At 59.7% G+C, this 20,990-nt stretch carries 16 protein-coding genes and 1 pseudogene; 9 read left to right on the top strand and 8 right to left on the bottom strand.

The features are described from left to right. Positions 1-85 precede the first annotated feature (85 nt). The 6 genes from PSV43_RS23975 to PSV43_RS24000 are packed head-to-tail and all read left to right on the top strand — an operon-like array spanning position 86 to position 10,134. Entirely contained in the window at positions 86-1,291 is a 1,206-nt protein-coding gene (locus tag PSV43_RS23975) for an MFS transporter (protein ID WP_300203681.1), read from the top strand. Between the two features lie 22 nt (positions 1,292-1,313). Then, positions 1,314-2,945 (top strand): bifunctional protein-serine/threonine kinase/phosphatase, encoded by a 1,632-nt coding sequence (locus PSV43_RS23980; RefSeq protein ID WP_300203683.1) that lies wholly within the window; start codon positions 1,314-1,316, stop codon positions 2,943-2,945. A 28-nt stretch (positions 2,946-2,973) separates the two neighbouring features. After that, positions 2,974-4,608: a flavodoxin domain-containing protein gene (locus tag PSV43_RS23985; RefSeq protein ID WP_300203685.1), complete on the top strand. Its 1,635-nt coding sequence runs from the start codon at positions 2,974-2,976 to the stop codon at positions 4,606-4,608. Between the two features lie 22 nt (positions 4,609-4,630). Then, a complete protein-coding gene (locus PSV43_RS23990; RefSeq protein WP_300203687.1) occupies positions 4,631-6,343 on the top strand; it encodes a NirA family protein in 1,713 nt (570 codons plus the stop codon). 3 nt (positions 6,344-6,346) lie between these two features. Next, a complete protein-coding gene (locus tag PSV43_RS23995) occupies positions 6,347-7,939 on the top strand; it encodes a DmsC/YnfH family molybdoenzyme membrane anchor subunit (protein WP_300203689.1) in 1,593 nt (530 codons plus the stop codon). A 20-nt stretch (positions 7,940-7,959) separates the two neighbouring features. Further along, positions 7,960-10,134 carry a nitrate reductase gene (locus tag PSV43_RS24000; RefSeq protein ID WP_300203691.1) on the top strand — a complete coding sequence of 725 codons (2,175 nt, stop codon included), beginning with the start codon at positions 7,960-7,962 and terminating at the stop codon, positions 10,132-10,134. 10 nt (positions 10,135-10,144) lie between these two features. Here the strand turns inward: PSV43_RS24000 and PSV43_RS24005 are convergent, their stop codons facing one another. Both PSV43_RS24005 and PSV43_RS24010 read right to left on the bottom strand, forming a co-directional pair. Beyond that, positions 10,145-12,676 carry a DEAD/DEAH box helicase gene (locus PSV43_RS24005; protein ID WP_300203693.1) on the bottom strand — a complete coding sequence of 844 codons (2,532 nt, stop codon included), beginning with the start codon at positions 12,674-12,676 and terminating at the stop codon, positions 10,145-10,147. Positions 12,677-12,725: 49 nt separating this feature from the next. Next, positions 12,726-13,661 (bottom strand): YHYH protein, encoded by a 936-nt coding sequence (locus PSV43_RS24010; RefSeq protein ID WP_300203695.1) that lies wholly within the window; start codon positions 13,659-13,661, stop codon positions 12,726-12,728. 161 nt (positions 13,662-13,822) lie between these two features. Between PSV43_RS24010 and PSV43_RS24015 the strand changes: the two genes are divergently transcribed. After that, the gene (locus tag PSV43_RS24015) at positions 13,823-15,007 is read left to right on the top strand and encodes a DNA-binding transcriptional regulator (RefSeq protein ID WP_300203697.1); all 1,185 of its coding nucleotides are present in this window, start codon (positions 13,823-13,825) and stop codon (positions 15,005-15,007) included. A gap of 94 nt (positions 15,008-15,101) precedes the next feature. Here PSV43_RS24015 and PSV43_RS24020 read toward each other — a convergent pair whose 3' ends face one another. From PSV43_RS24020 to PSV43_RS24045, 6 genes are all read right to left on the bottom strand, one after another. Continuing rightward, the gene (locus tag PSV43_RS24020) at positions 15,102-15,605 is read right to left on the bottom strand and encodes a hypothetical protein (RefSeq protein ID WP_300203699.1); all 504 of its coding nucleotides are present in this window, start codon (positions 15,603-15,605) and stop codon (positions 15,102-15,104) included. A gap of 329 nt (positions 15,606-15,934) precedes the next feature. Then, positions 15,935-16,120: a DUF2127 domain-containing protein gene (locus PSV43_RS24025; protein WP_300203701.1), complete on the bottom strand. Its 186-nt coding sequence runs from the start codon at positions 16,118-16,120 to the stop codon at positions 15,935-15,937. A gap of 329 nt (positions 16,121-16,449) precedes the next feature. Further along, positions 16,450-17,415 carry an FAD:protein FMN transferase gene (locus PSV43_RS24030; protein WP_300203703.1) on the bottom strand — a complete coding sequence of 322 codons (966 nt, stop codon included), beginning with the start codon at positions 17,413-17,415 and terminating at the stop codon, positions 16,450-16,452. Between the two features lie 75 nt (positions 17,416-17,490). After that, entirely contained in the window at positions 17,491-17,889 is a 399-nt protein-coding gene (locus tag PSV43_RS24035; RefSeq protein WP_300203705.1) for a hypothetical protein, read from the bottom strand. A 21-nt stretch (positions 17,890-17,910) separates the two neighbouring features. Further along, positions 17,911-18,564, bottom strand: a complete 654-nt coding sequence (locus tag PSV43_RS24040; RefSeq protein WP_300203707.1) for a GTPase domain-containing protein — start codon at positions 18,562-18,564, stop codon at positions 17,911-17,913. Between the two features lie 62 nt (positions 18,565-18,626). Next, positions 18,627-20,390 (bottom strand): hypothetical protein, encoded by a 1,764-nt coding sequence (locus PSV43_RS24045; protein ID WP_300203709.1) that lies wholly within the window; start codon positions 20,388-20,390, stop codon positions 18,627-18,629. On the opposite strand from PSV43_RS24045, the gene PSV43_RS24050 reads away from it, so the two are divergent. Both PSV43_RS24050 and PSV43_RS24055 read left to right on the top strand, forming a co-directional pair. Next, positions 20,389-20,634 carry a hypothetical protein gene (locus tag PSV43_RS24050; protein ID WP_300203711.1) on the top strand — a complete coding sequence of 82 codons (246 nt, stop codon included), beginning with the start codon at positions 20,389-20,391 and terminating at the stop codon, positions 20,632-20,634. The genes PSV43_RS24045 and PSV43_RS24050 overlap by 2 nt on opposite strands. A 6-nt stretch (positions 20,635-20,640) precedes the next feature. Continuing rightward, positions 20,641-20,990 (top strand): annotated as a pseudogene (locus PSV43_RS24055) (hypothetical protein); the annotation flags it as partial.

The raw sequence follows: 20,990 nt of genomic DNA on the forward strand, positions 1-20,990 counted from the left end.
GGATTCAAGGCGTTCGTTGGATGTCCTGGCACACTTGGCACACGGGCGGCTCATGGAAACAGCAGATCATCCACAAGCCCCCTCCATGAAAATAGCCGATCTCAAAACCTCCGGACACTGGCCGACGCTCCTCACCTCGTTTCTGTACTTTGATGTCAGTTTCATGGTCTGGACCATTCTCGGGGCGCTGGGGGCGCAGATTGGGACCTCGCTCGGGCTCAGCGCGCAGGAGAAGGGGTTGATGGTCGCGGTGCCCTATCTTGCGGGTGCGTTCATCCGCATCTTCCTCGGGATGCTGGTGGACCGCATCGGTGCCAAGAACACCGGTATCATGGCGCAGCTCATCGTCATCGCGGGCATGACCACGGCGTGGCTCACGGGGTTGCATCATTTTTCCCACACGCTCATGCTGGGCGTGGTGCTCGGGGTTGCCGGTGCCAGCTTTGCTGTGGCGCTGCCTCAGGCAGGGCGCTGGTATCCGCCGCACATGCAGGGCCTGGTGCTCGGACTCGCGGGTGCGGGGAATGTGGGCGTGGTCATTGATGCGATCATGGCTCCACGGCTCGCCGTCATCTATGGCTGGAATGCCGTCTTTGGCCTGGCGCTCATTCCGCTGGTCCTGGTGCTCGCCATTTACATCATCTTTTCCAAGGAAGCGCAGGTGAAGGTGAAGAAGAAGACGCTCAAGGATTATGTGAACTTGCTGAAGGAAAAAGACGCGCACTGGTTCTGCTTTTTCTACACCATCAGCTTTGGTGGTTTCTCCGGCCTCGCTGCATCCCTCATCATCTACTTCACTTCTGAGTTTCATCTCGCGCCAGTGGAGGCCGGCACCTGGGCGGCGATGTGCACGCTTGTGGGAGCCCTGGGCAGGCCAGTGGGCGGTGCGCTGGCGGACCGCCTCGGGGGCATCCGCGCGCTGCATGTCTTTTTCCTCGTCGCCGCGCTGGCGCTTGTGCTGGCGGCTTGTTCGGGAACGATCGGGATGTGCGCCTTTGGTTTCTTCCTGGCATCCTGCGCCTTCGGCATGGCGAACGGCTCGGTCTTCCAGCTACTGCCGCAGCGCTTTGCCAAGGACATCGGTGTGATGACCGGCCTCGTGGGCTGTGGTGGTGGTCTCGGCGGCTTCATGCTCGCCAGTGCGCTGGGATATTCCAAGGGGTTCACGGGCAGCTACCTCGCTGGGCTGCTCGCCTTTTCCACGCTGTGTATCCTCGCACTCATCGGGCTCAATTTCGTCAAGCTGCGCTGGCGCACCACCTGGGGCGCTCTGGCTGAGGCACGCATCTAATCCACTTACTTGATCTGAATCGATGAAAGTACTCACCACCAGTCACGGCATGGCAAGAGAAGAGGGGATTCCCTCTTCCGACGCCTTCGACGTGCGTGCGTGGGATCAAACAGTCATCGCAGTACTCAGTGACGGCGCAGGCACCGGCGCACCCGCACGTGAGGCGGCCCACCGCGCGGTGAGCTCGCTCATTGAACACTACAGCGCACGTCCGCGCTCGTGGTCGCCGCAGCAGGCACTCACCACTTTTGCCCGCATCCTTAACCAGTCACTGTATCAGGAGTCACAGGTGCGCTATGAGCGCACGGAGATGGTGGCCACGCTGGCGGCGGTGGTGATCGATGGCGACACGCTGCATGGCATCAATCTCGGAGACTCCGCCGTGTGCCTGTGGCGTGAGGGGCAGCTTAACACGCTGTCCACCGCGCACGTGGAGGCGGAGCGCAGTCACGTCCTCACGCGTGCGCTCGGAATGAGCGCGGAGATCGAGCCGACCTGCTTCACGCTGACTTTGCAGGACGGGGATGTGGCCTTCCTCTGCTCTGATGGTGTGTCTAATCATGTGTCAGAGACGGAGCTGGCTGCAGCGCTCTCCCGCCACAGTTCGGCCCGCAGCATTGTGCTGACTGCGCGCCAGCAGGCGAAGGAGGAGACGCTGGATGACATGAGCGCACTGGTGCTGGACATTCAGCAAACGGGCAGGCTGCACGCCATGAATGCACGCACGCTCACCATTCCTGCGGTACTGAACAAAGGCGACGAAATCGACGGGTATGAACTGATGCGCTCGTTTCATGGCACCAGCCGCGTGTGGCTGGCGGAAAAAGACGGCCACCGTGTCGTCATGAAATTTGCACCGGTGGAGGCCGTGGACAGCCCGCAGCACCTCGAAGCCTTCACGCATGAAGTCTGGAACGCCACGCGTGCGCAGTCGGTGCACTTCGTCCGTGCGTATGAGCCGCCGGGGCAGACCATGCGCTACTACCTCATGGAGTTTGTGGACGCGCCCAGCCTCGCGGCGGTGCTGCGTGAGCGCGTGCTCTCGGTGGACTCCGCCATCGCTCTGGGGAAATTTCTCGCGGAGGCCGCGCAGACGCTGCTGCGCCTGGACCTCGCGCATGGCGACATCAAGCCGGAGAACATCCTCTGCATCGGCGACTACACGCGGCTGACTTTCAAGCTGGTGGACCTTGGCAGCGCCGCCGCCATCTTCTCCATCTCATCGCGTGCAGGCACGGCGAGCTATCTGGCACCGGAACGTTTTCACAACGCGCCCATCAGCGAGCGCACGGAGATCTGCGCTATTGGCGTCACGTTGTATCAGGCGCTCACTGGCAGGCTGCCCTATGGGCAGATCGAGCGCTTTCAAACGCCCGTCTTCCATGCGGCGAAGCGGCTGTCCAAAATCAATCCCAACATCCCCTCATGGCTGGAGGCCGTCATTCACCGCGCCATAGCCATCAAGCCACAGCGTCGATACCAGCACTGCTCCGAGTTGACGCATGATCTCAATCATCCCGAGCGTGTGCAGCCTTTCTATGAGGCGGACACGCCGCTGTTCGAGCGCAATCCGGTCGCCTTCTACAAGGCCGGCTTCTTCATCTTTCTGCTCTCCACGATCTGGCTGGCCTTCAAGCTGCTTTCCCAGAAGTAAAGCCCCTCCTTTCCCCACCGCTGCCCCAATGAACTTAGTCCCCGTCATTCCTGACAACGCACCCTTCTCCAATGAACAGCGAGCCTGGCTCAATGGCTTCCTCGCGGGTGTTCTTAATCGCGGCTCAGGAGCCGCCGCCGTGTCTGCGCCGCAGGCGGCCATCACGCCGCTGCTCATCGCCTTTGGCAGCCAGAGCGGCAATGCGGAAAGTTTGGCCAAGCGGCTGGCCAGGGAAGCATCGGGTCGGGGTTTTACAGCGCGAGCTGTGGGCCTCGACTCGCTGCAACCCGCCGATCTCATCAAGGAAAAAAACATCCTCCTCATCACCAGCACCTGGGGGGAGGGAGACATGCCGGACAATGCGATCTCCTTCTGGGACAGCATCAATCAAAACGGCAGCAGCCCGAAACTGGATGGCGTGCAGTACAGCGTCCTGGCTCTGGGCGACAAAAACTATGGCGATACCTTCTGCCTCGCTGGCAAGAAATTGGACGCCAGACTCGAAGAGCTGGGGGCCAAACGCATCGTGGACCGGGTTGACTGCGATGTGGAATTTGACGCGCAGGCGAAGACTTGGAGCGCCAATGCCTTCACGGCCTTGAGCGGAGATTCAGCAACAGCATCCGTCGCGGTCGTGACAGCAGTGGAGGAAGAAGAGACGGGCTATTCCAAAAAGAAGCCGTTCCCCGCCAGGCTCATCGCCAACGTTCCCCTCAACAGCCGGGGCAGCAGCAAAGACACACGGCATATTGGTTTCTCGCTGACTGGCAGTGACCTGACCTATGAGGTCGGAGACGCGCTCGGCGTGTTTGTGCAAAACTGCCCTGAAGTGGTCGATGCGGTCATCGCTGCGCATGCGTTTGATCCGCAGGCGGTGGTGGCTCTGCCAGACGGCGGCAACGCATCACTGAGAGATGCGCTCATCAAACACTACGAGGTGAGAACCCTTTATGGAAAAGGGGCTGAGGACAATCTGACGCTCACGGCTTTCGTGGAAAATCTGCGCAAGCTGCAACCCCGCCTTTATTCGATCGCTTCGAGCATTAAGAAGCATGAGAATGAAGTGCATCTCTGCATCGCTGCGGTCCGCTACAGCACCGATGGGGTGGTGCACAAAGGCGTGGCTTCCACCTTCCTCGCGGATCGTCTGCCGCTCGAAGAAACGACGGGGATCTACTTCCACGCTGCAAATCATTTTCGCCTGCCTGCGGATCTCACAAGGCCGGTCATCATGGTCGGTCCGGGGACGGGCATCGCGCCGTTCCGTGCCTTCCTCGAAGAGCGCGAGGCGACGCAGGCTTCTGGAAAAAACTGGCTGTTCTTCGGCGATCAAAAACGCGTCAGCGACTTTCTCTACCACGACCAGATCATTGAGTGGGTGCAGAAGGGGCACCTCACACGCCTCGACACCGCCTTCAGCCGTGATCAGGAAGAAAAGATCTACGTGCAAACCCGCATGCTGCAGGCCGCCACGGAACTCTGGCAATGGCTGGAGGAGGGGGCGCACTTCTATGTGTGCGGCGATGCCAAACGCATGGCCAAAGATGTCGATGATGCGCTGCACAGCATCATTCAAACCGCCGGAGGCAAATCTGCTGATGAAGCCGCCGCTTATGTCACTCAAATGAAAAAGGAGAAACGCTATGCCCGCGATGTCTATTGAACCACCGCCCGTTGCTCCGCCAATGAACGCTGATTTTTCCAGCGAGCAGAAGCGCTACCTCGAAGGATTTTTTGCCGGCATCGCCGCTGGCGGAGTGTCGTTCGTCGATCTCGCTCCTGCACCCGCTGCTGCGGCACCCGCCGGACCCTCACTGGATGACCTCACCAAGGAGGAGCGCATCAAGCGTGAGCTGCACCCCTTTGATGCCATCGAGCAACTGGTCATGGATGCACGGTGGAACTCCAAGCCCGAGCCGGAGTCGATCTTCCGCTACAAATGGAACGGGCTCTTCTGGCTCAATCCCGTCAAAGACGGCTACATGTGCCGGCTGCGCATTCCGGGTGGCATCGTGAAAAGCTATCAGCTCCGCGAACTCGCCGCCATCGCCCGCGAGCTCACCACGGGTTACATTCAGATCACCACGCGGAACAATTTCCAGATCCGCCTCATCGAGCCGAAGAACTGCCCCGAAGTGCTGCGTCGCATTCAGGGCTGTGGTCTTCATTCCAAAGGAGCGGGAGCGGACAACATTCGCAACATAACGATGAACCCATGCGCGGGGTATGATCCCTATGAGATCATCGATGTGCGCCCGCTGGTGAATGAACTTGCCACGCTGATCATTGCTTCCAAAGAGTTCTACGATCTGCCACGCAAGTTCAACATCGCCTATGACGGCGGTGGTCTCATCTCAGCTGTAGAAGACACCAACGACATCGGCGCGAGTGCTGTGAAGATTGGTGAGAACAGCGAAGGCATCGAGCCGGGTGTGTATTTCCGCATCGCGCTCGGTGGTGTCACCGGTCATCAAACCTTCGCCAGTGACTGGGGAGTGGTTGTGAAGCCTGAGCAACTGAACGACGTCATGGTCGCCTTGCTGCGCGTGTTCATTCAATTCGGCGACCGCACCAACCGCAAAAAGGCGCGCTTCAAGTATGTCATCGAAGACAAGGGGCTGGATGGCGTGCTCGTCGAAGCTGAGAAGTTCCTCAAATTCAAACTCACCCGCCTCTCACCCACCGCACCCTGTCAGGCTAAGCGCGAGTTCTCGCAGCAGGGCCACTCGCATGTTGGGACCTTCCCGCAGAAGCAGGACGGCCTGGTGTACATCGGCGCGACGGTGCCCGTGGGCCAAATGACCGCGAAGCAACTCGACCGCATCGCCGATCTTGCCGACAGCTACGGCTCGGGAGAAATCCGGCTCACGGTTTGGCAGAACCTTATCATCCCTAACATCAAGAGCGCCTATGCAGTCACCGTGGCGAAGTCACTAAAGAAGCTTGGTTTTCCGAGTGAGCAGTCGAATCTCAAAAGTGGTTTCATTGCGTGCACGGGCAACAAGTACTGTAAATTTGCCGCCAGCGACACCAAGGGCCACGCCATCGCCATGATGGAGTATCTCGACAAGCGCGTGAAGCTCGACAAGCCCGTGAACATTCACTTCACCGGTTGCGCGCACTCCTGCGCCCAGCACTTCATGGGAGACATCGGCCTGCTCGGTACCAAGGTGAAGTCTGAAAGCGGAGAGGGCTACCACATCACTGTTGGGGGTGGCTTTGGCGAGAATCGCAAAGTTGGGCGCCAGATTTTCAGCGGGGTAGAATTTGAATCACTCGGCAGCACGCTGGAGGCGATGCTGAAAGGCTATCTGGACAAGCGCACTGCGGACGAAAGCTTCCATGCTTTTTGCAACCGGCACACGGTGGGGCAACTGCAGGAGGTGTTCAGTCTCTGAGCCATGATTCGTGATCTGGAGCGCTCGATCTCAGCTGGCGGTTCCTCCGTCAGCATCATCGACGCGGCCCTCCGCGAGCAGCAGACGCTGCGCACGCCTGTCGCGCTTTTTGCTGAAGAGTACGATGCCAAATCCGTCCGCGAACGCTTCACTCATCTCATTCCGCTCAGCAAGCCGAGTCCCGGTGAGCAGTATGGTTTCGAGGTGAATCTTGATGCCTGCACCGGCTGCAAGGCATGTGTGGCTGCCTGCCATTCGCTGAACGGACTCGATGAGGGCGAAAGCTGGCGTGATATGGGCCTGCTCGTGGGTACACGGAAGCAGCCCTATCTGCAAACCGTCACAACAGCCTGTCATCACTGCGCCGATCCTGCCTGTGCGGAAGGCTGTCCGGTGCTGGCCTATGATAAAGACGCCGTGACCGGCATCGTGCGGCATCTGGATGATCAGTGCATCGGCTGCAGCTACTGCATTTTGAAATGCCCGTATGAGGTGCCGAAGTTCAATCTGAAGCGCGGCATTGTACGCAAATGCGACATGTGCCAGGGTCGGCTGGCGGAAGGTGAGGCGCCTGCCTGTGTGCAGTCCTGCCCAAATGAAGCGATCAAAATCAAAGTGGTGAAACTCGATGCCGTGCCGGATCGCGGCAGCATCATCGCGGGCGCATTTGATTCGAGCTACACACGGCCCACCACGACCTACGTGTCGGCGCAACCAACTCCTGCCGCTGCCAGACCTGCGGATGCCGGACGGCTGGATCTCGATGAGGCGCATCACGATCCGCTCGCGTGGATGCTGGTGCTCACGCAGATGAGCGCCGGGGGATTCATCGGCTGCGCCATCGCCATGTGGTTGAATCTGCTGACACTCTCACAGGCCGCCATCACGAGCGCCGCAGCGCTCACCCTAGGTTTGATTGGTGTCGCTTTGAGCACGCTGCATCTGGGGCAGCCGCTGAAAGCCTGGCGTGCCTTTCTCGGCTGGCGCAAATCATGGCTGTCACGCGAGATCATGGCCTTCGGTGCTTTGCCGGCAGGTGGTCAGGCCATCTTCGCCACCTGGTGGCTGGGAAATTATGAGTGGATGAAGCTCGCCGTCACCGGCACCGCCGCCGCTGCCGTGATCGCCGTCTGGTGCTCGGTGATGGTCTATGTGGACACACGCAGACCGTTTTGGTCGATGCCCAATGTGGCCGCCAAATTCCTCGGCACCATGCTGCTGCTCGGAGCTGGATTGTGCTCTCTAGTCTGGAGTTGCATCGGCCTAGCGATCGCGGCATGGGCCATGGCATTCGCACTGATCTTTCGCTGGAGTTTGTCGATCTGGGAAATTTCCAGCTACCGCCGTGCCTTGGAGAATGAAGAATGCCTGTGGCACAAGTCGGCACGCATATTGCAGAAACATCTCGCCAAGCGGATCGAACTGCGTGGTCTGCTGCTTATCGCCACAGGTCTGGTGATTCCCGTTATTATTTCCGCCGGTGCTTCGGTGCCATGGATGTTCGGTCTTTCATTGCTGCTCATGTTTGGCAGCCAGTTGATGGAGAGGTTGTATTTTTTCACCGCCGCTGCAGGTTCAAAGATGCCGGGGAACTGACTATGATGAAACTCCCTGCCATGACCTTTCGCGAATGGGACGGACCACTCACGTCCGATCTCGTCCGCGAGCCCGCGAAGTTTGGCCTTGGACAGGTGCCGACGCATCTGATGCCGGATGCCACGACCAAGGCTATCTGCGGATTTTGCTCCACCGGCTGCGGTCTTAAAATTCATCTCAAAGATGGCGCGGCGATCAATCTCACGCCGGACCCCGACTACCCCGTCAATCTCGGCACCGCCTGCCCGAAAGGCTGGGAGGCACTCAGCGCGCTCGATGCACCGGACCGAGCGCGCATGCCGCTACTGCATGGCAAGGAGGTCGATTGGGACACCGCACTGCGCTACTTCTGCGATAAGATGCGCGAGATCATCGACCAGCATGGTCCTGAAGCCGCCGCTTACCTCAGCACGGGCCAGATCATGTTTGAGGAGATGGCCTTCCTCGGCGCACTCGCCAAATTTGGCATGGGTATGATTCATGGCGATGGAAATACGCGGCAATGCATGGCCACTGCCGTGGCTGCCTACAAGGAGAGCTTTGGCTTTGATGCGCCGCCATTTGCGTATTCCGATTTTGAAGAAAGCGATGTGCTCCTCTTCATTGGTGCGAATCCCTGTATCGCACACCCGATCATGTGGCAGCGCGTGCTGCGCAACAAGCGCAAGCCTGAGATCATCGTCGTCGATCCACGCACCACGGAGACAGCGATGGCTGCGACACAGCACTACGCCATCAAGCCCAAGAGCGACCTCACGCTGCTCTACGGCATCGCTCATTTGATCATTCGCGATGGTGGTCTGGACACCGCCTTCATCGAAGAACACACCAGCGGCTTCGACGAGTTCATGCTTTTCGTTGCAGCCTTTCATCCCAATCGCGTTGCAGACGAAACCGGTATCAGTGTGCATCGCCTGGTGCATCTTGCGCAGACCATCATCCATGGAACACCACGCGTTTCGCTCTGGTGGACGATGGGCGTCAATCAAGGTCATCAAGCCACCCGCACTGCACAGGCCATCATCAATCTCGCTCTGATGACCGGCAACATTGGCAAGCCCGGCACCGGGGCCAATTCCATCACCGGGCAGTGCAATGCGATGGGCTCACGCCTGTTCTCAAACACCACCAACCTCCTCGGCGGTCACGACTTCCGCAATCCACGGCACCGCGAAAAAGTCGCCGACGCCATCGGGATTCCCGTGGAGCGCATCCCCGATAGGCCCAGCCTCGCGTATGATCAGATCATCAAAGCCGCTGATGCAGGCACGGTGAAAGCACTCTGGTTCATCGCCACCAATCCGAGCCATTCGTGGATCGACCAGAATGAAATCAACCGCATTCTCGACAAGCTCGATTTTGTGGTCGTGCAGGACATGTATTGCAGCACCGAGACCGCCAAGCGTGCACATCTCGTGCTGCCTGCCGCTGGCTGGGGGGAGAAGGAAGGTTGCTTCATCAACAGCGAACGCCGCATTGGGTACAGTCCCAAGGTGCGGCGCGCGCCCGGTCAGGCGCTGGCGGATTTCCACATCTTCCGGCTCATTTCTCACTACTGGGGTTGCGATGATTTGTTCCGTGGCTGGAGCAGTCCGGAGGCCGTCTTCCGTGTGCTGCAACGCTGCACCGAAGGCCAGCCCTGTGACATCACCGGCATTGATGGCCATGAGATGCTGCAAAAATCCGGCGGTGTACAGTGGCCGCTTTCAAGGGAGCAGAGACCCAAGTTTGACGTTTCAGTCTCGAAGGAGCGACGCCTGTTTACCGATGGAAAATTCTACACGCCTGATCAACGCGCGAAGTTCATCTTTGATGAACCGCAAGCTCCGCCGGAGCAGTGCAGCAACGACTACCCGCTGATCTTGATGACTGGTCGTGGCACCAGCGCGCAGTGGCATACCGAGACCCGCACATCGAAGTCCGCCGTGCTGGCCAAGATGATTCCCGAGGAACTGATGCTCGATTTGAACCCACTCGATGCCTCCCGCCTCGGCGTCCGCGATGGCATGCAGGTGCGCGTCATTTCCAAGCGCGCCGAACTCACCGCCAAAGCCCGCCTCACCACCTGCGTCTCCCCCGGCGAAGTCTTCCTCCCCATGCACGACAGCCGCGTGAACCAGCTCACGCATGCGTCCTATGATCCGCAGAGTCGCCAGCCCAGCTACAAGCATTCGGCGGTGAGGGTGGAGAAGTAGCCTGGTTGCGCTACTCGATTTTCCGCACCGCCGTTAGTACCAGCGTAGGCTTCCCATCTTCACGCGCCTGCGCCAGATCTACACTGAATTCCGCCTGCCAGTCGTTGAGGTCTTCGGGGTCGATGAAGACCTGGCAGATGCGCCATGTCCCGTTGTCTTCGCTTGGCTCCACATAGGTGTGGCGGCCGTTGCGGGCTTCGTTGTCGAGGCGGATGCGCTCATGGTCGGCGTAGTAGGATTCCATGGTGGCTGCCAGGGCATCGGCATTCAGTGAACTGCTGACGGTGGCGATGGCCTGTGCATAGTTTTCTATCACCAGCGGACGCAGGAATCGGAAAATTTCCGTCCGAATAAGGGCGGTGAACTCGCGTTTGTTGCGAGTGATGTCAGGGGCTTCGGTGGGCTTTTCCTCCTGCGCATCTGGATTGAAATTGGGGTCGCGCATGCGTTCCCATTCGTCGAGGAGGCTGGAGTCCGTGCCTCTCAGCACGCCAGCGATCCATGCTTCCATTTCCTGCACGGTCTCGGTTTTGAAATTGTCAGGCACGGTCTGCGCGAGGACTTTGTGAACACCGGAGAGATGGCGCAGCAGCACGCCTTCAGCGCGGTGCAGTTCGTAGTCGTTGATGTAGTCGCTGAAGGTGCGGAAGTTTTCGAACATTTCGCGGGCGATGCTCTTGGGGCGAATGTTTTCCTGGCCGATCCATGGGTGCGCTTCGCTGAAGGCGTTGAAGGTGTTGTAGATGAAGTCGCGGCAGGGTTTCGGGTATTCCAGCTCTTCCAGTTTGGCGATGCGTTCTTCAAACGGCACGCCTTCATTCTTCATCGCCAGCATGGCTTCGTCCTTCACCTGATCAAGCTGCCGACGCAGAATGATGTCCGGGTTTTCTAGAATGGATTCGCACAGGGTCATGATATCCGCCGCATACGTGGGCGAAGCAGGATCAATGAGCGCGAGCGTATCGATGAGATAAAGCGAGAGCGTGTAATTCAGCGAGAAATCCTCCTGCAACTCCACGTTGAGCCGCAGCTTGGTTCCATCGGCAGGGCGTTGCGCGGTGGGAATGATCTCAATGATCTTGCGCTGCACCAGCGCGCGGAAGAGCTGCCATGCACGCTTCTCGTGCTGCTTTTTCGCATTGGCGGTTTCATGCGAGTCCGCAATGAGCTGGCGCATGGCCGCACAGGCATCGCCGGGTCTGCTGAGCACCTGCAGGAGCATGCCATGGGAAACCTGAAAGCGTGAGGTCAGCGGCTCGGGCGTGGCGCTTTGCAGCTTCTTGAAGGTGTCTTCATTCCAGCCCACGAAGCCCTCGGGTGCTTTCTTTTTCACCATCTTGCGCATCTTCTTCACGTCCCCTGCGGCCTTGGCCTCCATCTTGGCATTTTCCACGACGTGCTCCGGTGCCTGGCAGACGACATAGCCCACGTCGTCATAGCCACGCCGTCCGGCTCGTCCGGTGATCTGGTGGAAATCACGCGCGCTCAGAGTCGCCACCTTCTCGCCGCCATACTTGCTTAGGCGCGTGAGCAACACGGTGCGGATCGGCACGTTCACGCCGACGCCGAGGGTGTCCGTGCCGCAGATGACCTTAAGCAGGCCGCGCTGCGCCAGCTTTTCGACCAGCACACGGTATTTCGGCAGCAGGCCGGCATGATGAATGCCAATGCCATGGCTGAGGTATTTTTTCACTTCCTTGCCATAGGGGCTGGTGAACTTGGCACCGACCAGCTCCTCCTTGATCGATGCCTTTTCCGCTGCCGTGCAGAAATTCAGGCTCATCAAATCCTGCGCCGCCTGCGCGGCATCGTTCTGCGTGAAGTGGACGAGATACACCGGCGCTTTGTTTGCCGAGACAAGTTCCTGTAAGGTCACATCCACCGAAGTCTGCGCATAGCTGAACTCCAGCGGCACCGGCCGCTCATACGCGGCTACAATGGAGGTCTCCGCCTTCGTCAGGCGCGTGAGGCCTTCTTTGAAAAACTCCGTGCCCCCCATCGTGGCTGACATCAGCAGAAAGCGGGACTCGCTCAGGGTGAGCAGCGGTACCTGCCAGGCCACGCCGCGCTCACGGTCGGAGTAGTAGTGAAACTCGTCCATGATCACCTCGCGGAACGGAGCCTTCGCTCCGTCACGCAGCGCGTAGTTGGACAGAATTTCTGCTGTGCAGCAGAGGATGGGTGCGGAGCGGTTCACCGTGGCATCTCCGGTGGCCATGCCGACGTTGTCGGGGCCAAAGTCACGGCATAGCGCGAGGAATTTCTCATTCACCAGCGCCTTGATCGGACAGGTGTACACGGAGCGCTGCCCCTTGGCCAGTGAGCGGAAGTGCATGGCCAGTGCCACCAACGATTTGCCGGAGCCGGTGGGGGTGTTGAGGATCACATTGCGATCATCAAACAACTCTAGAATGGCTTCTTCCTGCGCGGGGTAGAGCTCCAGCTTTTTCTCTGCCACGTAATCGAGAAATGCCGCCAGCAGCTCGTCATTGGAGCAGTCGGTGGATTTGGGAAGTCGGCGCAGCAGCGGGTGGTCGGTCATTTGCCTGCACATCGCCTGCGGTCAGCACGCATGCAACAGCGTGACGAGATCAAAACGGAGGCGGACCGAAACCGGGGGGCGGTCGCATGCCTGGGCCGCCGCGCCTGCCGCGTCCCGGCGGGCCGAAGCCGCCGCCGGGTGGACCACGACGTGCAAAGCTGGCATCTGGCGTGCCGGCGAACTGACGCGGTATGTAGGGATACTCATCCGTGAGCACGTAGTAGTAGGTGCCTTGGGGAAATTCCGGGGTCACACCGGCTCGCCCGTTGCTGGCGTCGAGGTCGCCACTGCCTTCGATGTATTCGTAGTCCTGCACAAAGGCACCATCATACTTGCCGCCGGGGGAGCCAGTGGGGCGTGTGCCCTTCTTGATGGCGTAGCTGGGGGTAAGTTTTTTCAAGGTGCTGCCGGCATCTTTGGCATCGCTGTAGCCCGAGGGGCCATAGATGGGGAAACCATCCGCCGCCCAGCCGACGAGCACCATCTGCGACTTATCTCCGCCGATTTTTTCGAGCATGCCATTCGGAATGCCGTGGTAATGGTAGGCTCCGTTGGGCTGCACATGCGCGTTGCTGGCATCGAGTCCGAGATCGATCGCGCCGCCATGCGGTTCATACTGCCAGCCGCTGGCTGGATTGCCCTGCCACCATTCGGCCGCGAAGGGGTCAAACAAGACGCCGTTTACCGCGATGCCGAAGGGTTGCATGTGAAAGGGCACCGGCTTCTCCGCTAACTTGGGGTGCAGTGGAACCTTGTAGTCGTAGCTCTGCGGGGAGATCACATTGGGATTGTGCCGGTTAGGAAACTGGCCGGGCTCATGATTGGGAATACCGTTGGCCTGAATGCGACGGTAATTGCTCTCGCTGGTGATCTTCACTTCGCTTGTCGGCAGTTGAGATGAAGCGGCGAGGCAGGCGGACACGAGAACGGTGCTGCTCACTTTGAGCAGCATGGCAGGAGTGGCTGTGAAGCGGGAAAATCGCATGTTGTGGGGGGGGGAACCCGGTGGGAGGGGATTCGTTACAAGAATAATGCGCGGTGAGGCTCCGCAGCCAGAGTTCCAGAATCGGGGTCGAGTGACCCCGACACCTTGGGTGGGGCGATTCGCGCTTGCTTCTGGGCTTGAATTCCGGTTTGCATCTATTCATGCCGAAGGCCTCAAGTTCCAATCCCGCCCGCATCCCGCAGGTCGCTGTCCTTGTCGATACTTCGCGTTCGTATGGCCGTGACATCGTGCGCGGCATCCGGCGCTATGTGGCGGAGCATGGGCCGTGGTCGCTTTATCTGGAGCCGCGTGATCTGCACAGCCGATTCCCGGACTGGCTCAAAGACTGGCCCGGTGATGGTATTCTCTCACGTACCGTCGATGCCGCGATGCTGCACCAGCTCAAGGCGACGAAGCTGCCGGTGATCGAGCTTCGCACCACGGTGCTGCCTCATTCATTTCCGTTTGTTGGTATGGACAACTGCATCGTGGGCACGCGAGTGGCCGAACATCTGCGCAATCGCGGCTTTCAGCGATTTGCCTGCTACCTCGACACTGCCGAGGCTTTCTTCGTGGAGCGCAGCGAGTTCTTTGTGCAGACGCTGCGAGCGCATGGCTTTGAGTGCTCCGTGTTCAAGCCTGGTTTGGCAGGCAAGCAGCGGCTGCGCTGGGATGAGCACCAGCGTGCGCTGTCCGAATGGCTGACGTCTTTGGAGAAGCCGGTGGGGGTCTTTGCCGTGAATGACCAGCTCGGCTTCTGGCTGCTGGATGCGGCACGCCGTGCAGGCATCGCCGTGCCGGAGGAGGTGGCAGTGGTCGGGGCGGAGAATGACAACATGCTCTGTGATACTGCCTCGCCGCCGCTTTCCAGCGTGCGCTTGCGCGGTCAGGCCGTGGGGTATGATGCGGCGCGCATCCTGGATGAATGGATGGCGAAAAAGCGCATCCCCAAGGCTGGCGAAAAACATCTGCTGGCACCGGGAGACATCGTGGTGCGTCAGTCCAGTGACATCGTCGCGGTGGAAGATCCTCGCATCGCCGCCGCGCTGCGCTTTATCCGCCAGCATGCGACGGAGCAGATCGACGTGACGCGGGTCGCGCGGGAGACCGCGCTGTCACGCAGTGTGCTGGAGCGCCGCATGAAGGCTCTCATTGGCCGTAGTCCCGGGGAGGAGATCAATCGCATCCGCTTTGCTGCGGTGGAGAAGCTGCTCACGCAAACCGATCTCACGCTGGATGCCATCGCGGCGCGCTGCGGCTTCACACATCCGCAGTATATGGCCGAGGCGTTTCGGAAACGTGCAGGCATGACGCCGGGGGAGTTTCGTCGGCAACGCGCTGTCTGAGTTCAGGAATGTGGGGCTTCGGATTCAGGCACCCCCAAGAAAAAGGGCGGTCCCGGTGAATCGGAACCGCCCTAGGGAATGCTTCAATGACCCATTAAGGGACGGATTTCACGCTGGAGAAGATCTTGCCAAGGGTTTCCAGGCTCTTCTCGCTGTCGTTCTTGGAGATCCAGTAGGTGATGGTCAGAACCTTGCCGTCTCCCACTTCGGTGAAGAGAAAGCCGATGACGGCAGGCCCCCACTCCTTGCTTTCGCCACTCCAAGAGATGCGGCTCCACTTGCGGCCGGAGTCTTCAAAGTCTTTCGTTTCCTTGCTGGCGGCGTCCACCTTCACCTCATGGTCTTCAGTCAGCCATTTGAGGCTTTCCTCGATGACGCTGTCCATTTCCTTTTCGTCGGCAACCACTTCGAGGTAGATGGTGGCCACATTGTCAGGCGATTCAGCGAGGATGCCGTCGTCGGACTCTTCCGGCTCCCAAGAATCGGGGATACTGACCGTAGTCGCCGGTTTGTCCTCTGGCAGTTTGATCGTTCCGGCTGAGGCCATTACGGGGAAAAGGGTGAGTGCGAGGGTGGCGGCGATGAGGGTTTGTTTCATGAGGGGGTGTGGCGCTAAGCGCGACTCAGCAACGAGTAAGGATATTTAATCGCAAAGGAATTCATGCCTCATTTAGCGGTTGGATGGGACGGTAAACAAAAAACCGGGGCGGATCACTCGATCCGTCCCGGTTCTTCGAAGTGTGTACCAACAGCCATGCAGGAACCACTATCTGAAAATTGCGACTGGCGGTCTTGCTCCGCTCTCGTTGTCTGGTGGGATATTCGCACACTTTAAGAGTGATGTGTCAGAATAATGTAAAACCTTGGCAGGGAAGATGAAATTTCCTAAACCAAGGCGCCTCGAAAGGTGGTTTTTTCCTACGAAAATTAGTTCGCATGCGTATTTTTGCGCTTTTGAAGCAGGACGGTGAGGAGATTGAAGACCAACGCGGACACTCGCACCACCGTGACCTTGGCGTAGATTTCATACACCTCGATCGGCTGGTAGATGCAGCCGCCGGCGATAGCCAGCCACGCCGCCCAGGTTTTTTGCTTCCACAGACCGTAGGCCACCCGAGGCGAATGGTGGAATACAGCAGTGCCATGCCTGCCAGTGACCAAAGCCGGGTGTCATTGAGCGATGAGAGGAGGTCGATGAAATTGCGCGGATATTTTCTGGCCGGATTCAAAGGCATCTGCGCCACCAATTCCTCTCCCAGCACGTGGAGGTCCCGGTGCAGAAGTCCCAGCAGACCGAAATTTGCCAGAAGTACCATCACACCTTTAGCTGCTTCGATTGCGGACACGATGTCGAGACTTTTGCGCAAGCCAGAAGAAGTCATTCAGAAGCATGCGCGAAAGGTAGAGAGCGGCAAAGTGAAAACGGATGGATGCGTGGGCTGCTACTTCTGAGTTTGCGCCTGCTGGGCAAACCGCGTGGTCACTCCCTTGGCCTTCGCCGCAGTCTCTTCACCGCGCTTTCTGCCCAGTACACACATCGCTGTCGCCAGGGCATCACTGGTGGTGCAGTCCGGGGCAATGACGGAACAGGCGATGCGTTCCTTGAGGCCGAGGCCCGTGAAGGGAGAGACAATGTGGGAGTAGCGTGTGCCGTCGATTTCGGTGTACTGGTAGAGATCTCCAGAGGTGGATACGGCGCAGTTGTGCAGGCGCACGGTGGTGAGGTCTTCTTCTGCGTTGGCACTGGCAAACTGCCGCAGCTTGATTTCCCAGGCGTCAGTGCCGGGTGGGGGATCGCCGATGGCAATGTCGCCACCCGCCATGACGAGGGCGCGGGTGATGCCGTGCTCGCGCAGTAGACGCAGGCCTGCATCGGCGGCGTAGCCTTTGGCGATGCCGCCGAGGTCGAGCAGCATGCCGGGCTTCAGCAGCGTGATGGTGTGTGATTTCGCATCCAACTGAACGGCGTGCCAGTCGGTGGAGGTGAGCGCCTGCTGCAGGCGGTCGGCGGGCGGCAGTTTGTGGGTGCGTTTGGTGCGCCGCCAGAGGTGGGAGAGATTGCCGCAGGTGATGTCGAAGGCCCCCTCGGTGAGGCGGGAGAGTTCGAGGGCGCGTGAGACGATGCTGAAGAGATCCTCGCTGGCTTTGAAGGGTTTGTTGGGGCCGGTGTTGCAGAGCTGCATGAGCTCGCTGTTAGGCTCGTAGTCGGAGCAGACGGCGTTTAGGTCGGCGATGCGTTTGAAGGCGGCATCAGCGGCGGCACTTGCCTGTGCCTGAGTCTCCGCATGCACGGCAATGCGGAAGTTGGTGGCCATGAGGGGCGCGGAGAAATCGAAACGCTCCAATGCTTGTGCGGGGATGGCACAGAGGAGCAGGAAAAGGAGGGCAATGGAAGATACGGAACTCACGGCGGGAGGATCGTATCGACGAAAAACCCGGCCTTGGAAAGGCCGGGTAGGGGGCGCAGTCAGCGCTCTTCGATTTTACCAAGCCGGTTCGGCGTGCAGCGCGTCGGCGAGATTGAGGGAGGGAGTGGAGACGGGGCGGATGCGGGTCGTGATGGGCTTCGCCAGTCCCTCACAGGCAGTGCGGAGGGTAGGGATGACGTCGGTGTTTTGGCAGCGGACGAGGAGTACGCGGCGCTGCGGCAGACTGTGGAGGTAAATGACGCCGCCGTCGTGCTGCTGGATGATTTCCAGGCAATCGCCGCTGCCGGAGCGGCGGCCTAGCTCGGAGGCGGCAGAGAGCGTGGCATGCGCCAGCACGAGAATGGCGGCGGTGGGCGGCTCGGCAGCGCCAGCGCAATCGAGCAGCCGTCCGGCGTCATCGGCGATGGCGATCTGAATGACATCCGGAATGGAGGCGAGGGCGGTGAGTTCCATGGTTAAAGAAGCTACGATGATTTACGCTGCGAGAGCTTGGGTGGGAAACTCGTGAGGCGTGGCGGAGGTGCTGTCTGCAGGCGCGGTGCGGAGGCGGAACTGATGTAGCACGGCTTGGGAGATGGCGTTGAGCGTTGCCAGCACATTGCGGCCGCTGTGTGCGTCAGATTCGAAACTGAGGAATGGCGTGGGCCGGTTGTTGAACAGGTATTCAAGGTACTCGACCGGCGCGGCATTGGGCAGGTCCCGCTTGTTGTATTGGATGACGATGGGCAGGCGATCAAGCGCGCTGCCGTTCATGCGCAGATTGGCTTCCAGACTTTGCAGGGACTGCAGGTTGTCGCGCTGGCGGTCCATTTGTGAATCTGCCACAAAGACCACGCCGTCGGCCTGCCGCAGGACGAGCTGCAGTGTGGCATTGTAGGTGATCTGGCCGGGGACCGTGTAGAGGTGAAAGGTGGTCTTGTAACCGGGAAGCGCATCAGCCTCGACGGCGAGGAAGTCGAAGAAGAGGGTGCGATCTTGCGCGGTTGAGAGCGAGACGAGGTCGCTGCAGCCATTGGGGTCCAGCTTGGCGTGGATCTGCTGGAGGTTGGTCGTTTTCCCGCTGAGCGGACTGCCGCAATAGACAATCTTGAAGCTGACTGTGTGGTCGTCGTGATTGATGCTGGGCATGGCAGAGAGGAGTGACGAATGGAAGAAAATGGATGCCGCAGCCTGTCGCAGAACGCCGGGTTTTAACCCAGCATACGGGCGAGTTCGCGGGCGATGAGAGTGATCTTGTCGCGCATGCCGACGGAGGGTTCGGCATCGTGCAAGACGCCGATGATGGAGTCTCCGGGAAAGCAGAAAGTCAGCAAGCGTCCGCCCGCATTGAGAGTGAATGTTTCCGCGCCTTCAATGCCGATGAGCGGAGCCAGGCCACGCAACTGGCGGGCGATGTCTGGTGCCTGGCGCTGGAATTCCAGCGCATCCGCCTTGGTTGAGTCCGCGTGGCTGAGAACGTGTGAGCCATGCAGGCAGACGCAGGCACTCAGGCCATGCTGCAGAGCCAGCAGTTCGACGACCCGTGGCGCCGTAAGGTTCTCCTCGGTGCCCAGCAAGGCCCGCAGCAGGAGCTGATCCGTCTGAGTGTCGAGCGGGGAAAGGCCGAGGAAGGAATGCTTTGCCGCCGTCATTTTAGCAGGCGTCGCAGTTGGCGTAGCCTGAGCTGCGGGTGAGGGAGACGCAGCCGGAGCAGACTTGGGTTCTGGCCTAGCCTGAGGGGGAGCTGGCGCAGGAAACAGCGGCACTGCTTGCGCGTTGAACAATCCACGAGAGGCAGGCTGTGGTTCGGGGGGCGCAGGTGTGGAGAAAGACGGGATTTCTTCCAATGCTGGAGCGAAGGAAGGTGGTGGTTGGAAGGGTGTAGGTGCCGAAGCGGCAAACATGCTGCTGGCTGGCTGGGTCTCGGGCGCTGGTGCAAATGCTGACTGCTGCGGTGTGGCAACCTGTCCGAGCAATTGGGCGCTGTTAAAACCTGATTCCGCAGTTGCTCTGGCTAGCATCGGGCCTGTGGCGGATGAGGCAAAAGGATCAAAAGGTTTGGCGGTGCCGGCAAGAGGTGTACTTGGAGGGGGCGCAGGTTGTGCCACAGGGGAAGGCAGCGAGGCACCAAAGGATTGAAACGCTCCGGCGAGTGGTTGCAGAGACGTCGATGGAGAGGCCGCTGTCAGTTGCGCAGGAGGGAAGACAAATGCCGGTGAGACTGGAGGCTGTGCAGCTTCGGCGGGTGGTGCGGGCGGCGGAAACGCAAACTGACCTGGACCGCTAGCAGGCTGAGGGGAGCCAAAGGCTGATACAGGAGCTGAAACAACTGCGGGAGGGGAAAACGCAAACTGTGGCGACGCACCGCTAGGCTGAGCGAATCCGAAGGCAGATACGGGGGCTGAAGCCGCTGCGGGGGGAGAAAACGCAAACTGAGCTGGTCCACCGGTGGGCTGAGGGGAGCCAAAGGCTGACACCGGTGCAGAAGCCACAGCAGGCTGGCTTTGTGCAAAAGGAGACAATGCCGCGCCGAACATCGGCGTCTTCGGAGGTGACTCCGCAGGTGCAGGCGCGAAAGAAGCCGCGAACAAGGGCTGCGCATTTTGCGTTGGCTGCTGGGGTGGATTGGGTTGCACCGACAGGCGATTGGGCACCGCGGGCGGGCTGGGGCTGCCAAAAGCGGAAGGTGCCGCGGGTGCCGCCGACATATTGGTGAGCGAATGAAACACCTCGTTTTGCGGCAGCCTGATCTTGAAATCACGCTTTGTATTGGTGAGCGTGTTGCGGAAGCCGAGATCGGAAATGCCATCAATGAGCATGCCGAGTTCCACAATAATGATACCGGAAGAAATCTGTTCGTTCAACACACTGGCCTGCACGCTGGTGGTGATCCACGTCGGCAGGGTGGCCGGATTAAAACCGAGCTCTTCGACACTGTAACCGGCTAACACCGCAGCGAATCCTAATTTGGCCATGCCTGATGTGGCAGGCATATTGCTTTTTGCTGCCGCTTGTTGCTGCGGGGCAAAGGCGTTCGGCGCAGGCGCTAGTGAGACGAAGGCATTCTGGGCAGGAGGTTCGGCCTGCGGCGCTGCCTCTTTCATTTTAGAGACGAAGGAGGAATCAAATGGCATTGCTTGCTGCGCCGTTGCCATATCCGAAGGTGCGGATGCTTTTTGCTGCGATGAAGGTGTAAATAAAGTGGAAATGGATGACTGAGGCTTAATGACTGCCGGAGTCGAAGCCGACCAATTTTCCAGCGGTGCAGGGGCGAAAGGGGCGGCGGATGGCGCAGCTGCTGCGGGCTGTTGTGACATGCTGCCGAAGGGCGACGCAGGCGAAGAGGCGGGAGCAGCCGCAGCTGGCTGCTGTAGCATGCTGCCGAAGGGCGAGCCGTTGGAATTCGCGCCCAAGGAGAAGGGCGACGCAGGCGAAGATGCGGGAGCAACTGCTGCGGGCTGCTGTGGCATGCTACCGAAGGGCGAGCCGTTGGAACCCGAGCCCAAGAAGAAGGGCGACGCAGGCGAAGATGCGGGAGCAACTGCTGCGGGCTGCTGTGGCATGCTACCGAAGGG

This window comes from Prosthecobacter sp., assembly GCF_029946185.1.
Lineage (GTDB): Bacteria > Verrucomicrobiota > Verrucomicrobiia > Verrucomicrobiales > Verrucomicrobiaceae > Prosthecobacter.